At 65.6% G+C, this 2,693-nt stretch carries 2 protein-coding genes; both read left to right on the forward strand.

The genetic code is table 11. The annotated features are described in order from the left end of the window. The first annotated feature begins 204 nt into the window (after positions 1 to 204). Entirely contained in the window at positions 205 to 1,749 is a 1,545-nt protein-coding gene (istA, locus tag QWZ14_RS13405) for an IS21 family transposase (protein ID WP_213335652.1), read from the forward strand. 14 nt (positions 1,750 to 1,763) lie between these two features. Next, entirely contained in the window at positions 1,764 to 2,519 is a 756-nt protein-coding gene (gene istB, locus QWZ14_RS13410; protein ID WP_213335649.1) for an IS21-like element helper ATPase IstB, read from the forward strand. The last annotated feature ends 174 nt before the right edge of the window (positions 2,520 to 2,693 follow it).

The following is a 2,693-nucleotide window of genomic DNA, read 5'->3' on the forward strand; positions in this document are numbered from 1 at the left end:
GCCACCGAGATCGTGCCAGTCCCCGCCCATGGCCAGTGCAGATTCCGACGTTCATCCGGCCGGGTTTCCAATCGTCATCCGGCCAGCATTCCGACGTGAAGCCGGCCAGCATTCCGATCATTATCCGGCCACCGCACGGGGTTTGACGGCCCTCCGGGTCAGCAACTGAGGCATGACGCCCTCACGCAACGTGAGGAGAGAGCGATGCCCGGCAAGAGGACGCTGACCATGAGGCAACTACGACATCTTTTGTGTTTGATCCACGGTGGCGCCAGCACGCGCGAGGTCTGCCGTATTCTGGGACTGGCGCGGAGCACGGTGCAGGACAATGTCAGGCGTGCGGCCGAGGCCGGGCTGCGCTGGCCGCTGCCGGGTGATCTCACCGACGACGCACTGGAACAGCTGCTGTTCTCCCGTCCGGGCAACAAGACCGGCGCTCGGCTGCGCGCCGAACCGGACTGGGCGTCACTGGTCGGCGAACTGAAGAAGCCCGGCGTCACCATGATGCTGCTGTGGGAGGAATACCGCGCCGTCCACCCCGACGGTTACGGCTACTCTCGTTTCTGCGATCTGTTCCGCCACTTCGAGCGGCGTCTGGCGCCGTCGATGCGCCAGGACCATGTCGCCGGCGACAAGGTGTTCGTCGACTACTCGGGCAAGAAGCTCGCCATTGCCGACCCGGCGACCGGCGAGGTGCGCGAGGCGGAGATCTTCGTCGCCGTGCTCGGCGCCTCCGGCTACACCTTCGCCGAGGCGAGCTGGACACAGACCCTGCCGGACTGGATCGGCTCGCACGTTCGGATGTTCCGCTTCTTCGGCGGCGTCCCTCGGCTGATCGTGCCCGACAACCTGAAGGCGGGCGTCAACAGGGCGAGTTTCTACGATCCGGAGATCAACCGCAGCTACGCCATGATGGCCTCCCACTACGGCACCGCCGTCCTGCCGGCTCGGCCGCGCCGCCCCAAGGACAAGGCCAAGGTCGAGAACGGCGTCCGCTTCGCCCAGACTTGCATTCTCGGCCGATTGCGCAAGCGGACTTTCTTCTCTTTGGCCGAGGCTAACGCCGCCATCGCCGAGGCCGTCGAGCGCATCAACGACCACCTGATCCGTCGTCTTGCCACCACGCGGCATGAGCTGTTCCGGACCGTGGAACTGCCGGCCCTGGCGCCGCTGCCGTCGGAGGACTACGAGTTCGCCGAATGGCGTTTCGCCCGCGTCTCGATCGACTACCACGTCGAGTTCGACGGCTACTTCTATTCCGTTCCCCACGAACTGATCCGCGAACAGGTCGACCTGCGTGCGACCGCCCGCATCATCGAGGTCTTCCATCGCGGCAGACGCATCGCCAGTCATCAGCGTCGCTACGGCGGCCGGCGCCATGGCACCGATCCTGACCATATGCCCAGTTCCCATCGCCGCTATGCCGAATGGACGCCGGATCGCTTCCGCCGTTGGGGCGCCAGCATCGGCCCCGGCACCGAAGGACTGATCACCGCCATCCTCGCCGCCCGGCCCCATCCCGAGCAGGGCTTCAGAAGCTGTCTCGGCGTGCTGCGTTTGTACAAGGAGCTCGACTTGGTGACGGCCGAAGCGGTCTCGGCCCGCGCCCTCGCGATCGGCGCTCTCACCTACAAGAGCATCGCCTCCATCATCGCCAATCGCCTCGGCAACAAGGCCGCCGGACGGCGCGGACACCAACCCGCCGTCGAGCAGCACGCCAATCTCCGTGGCCCCAGCTACTTCCATTGAGCGAGGACGGACCCATGTTGTCTCATCCCACCATCGACCTTCTCACCCAACTCGGCCTTCACGGCATGGCCAAGGCCTTCCAGGATCTCACGACTCAGCCGGAGGCGCGCAGCCTCGAACACGGCGAATGGCTCGGCCTGCTGCTCGATCGGGAGCAGACGCTACGGCGCCAGAAGCGCTTCGAGGCCAGAAGCCGAGCCGCACGGCTGCGCCACGACGCCGCCGTCGAGGATATCGACTTCCGTAGCCCACGAGGCCTCGACCGAAGCCTCTTGCTCGGCCTGACATCCTGCGACTGGATCAGGGCGCGGCACAATCTCATCATCACCGGGCCGACCGGCGTCGGCAAGAGCTGGCTGGCTTGTGCCCTCGGGCAGAAGGCTTGCCGCGAGGACTTCGCCGTCGCCTACCATCGTGTACCCAGGCTGTTCTCAGCTCTCGCACTCGCCCGCGGCGACGGCCGTCATGCCCGGCTGCTCAAGGCCATCGCCAGGGTCGACCTGCTCATCCTCGACGACTGGGGACCGGAGCGGCTCGACGACGACCAGCGCCGCGATCTCATGGAGATCGTCGAAGACCGACACGAGCGGCGTTCGACCATCGTCACCAGTCAGGTGCCGATCGATCTCTGGTATGAGATCATCGGCAACCCCACCATCGCCGACGCCATCCTCGATCGCCTCGTCCACAACGCCCACCGCATCGCGCTGTCGGGCGAGAGCCTGCGTAAGAAGCGCGCTCTCGCCGACGGCGCTGCCGTTCCCGCTTGACCAGACACCCCGGAGCAAACCACCATCAATCTTGACCCGGAGCCCCTCAACCCACCGGCCGGATAAAATTCGGAAGGTGGCCGGCTTCAAATCGGAATCCTGGCCGGACATCAATTGGAACGGTGGCCGGATAATGATTGGAATAGGTGGCCGGTTACGTCGGAATCCGCAGTC

The organism is Paeniroseomonas aquatica, assembly GCF_030409335.1.
Lineage (GTDB): Bacteria > Pseudomonadota > Alphaproteobacteria > Acetobacterales > Acetobacteraceae > Belnapia > Belnapia aquatica.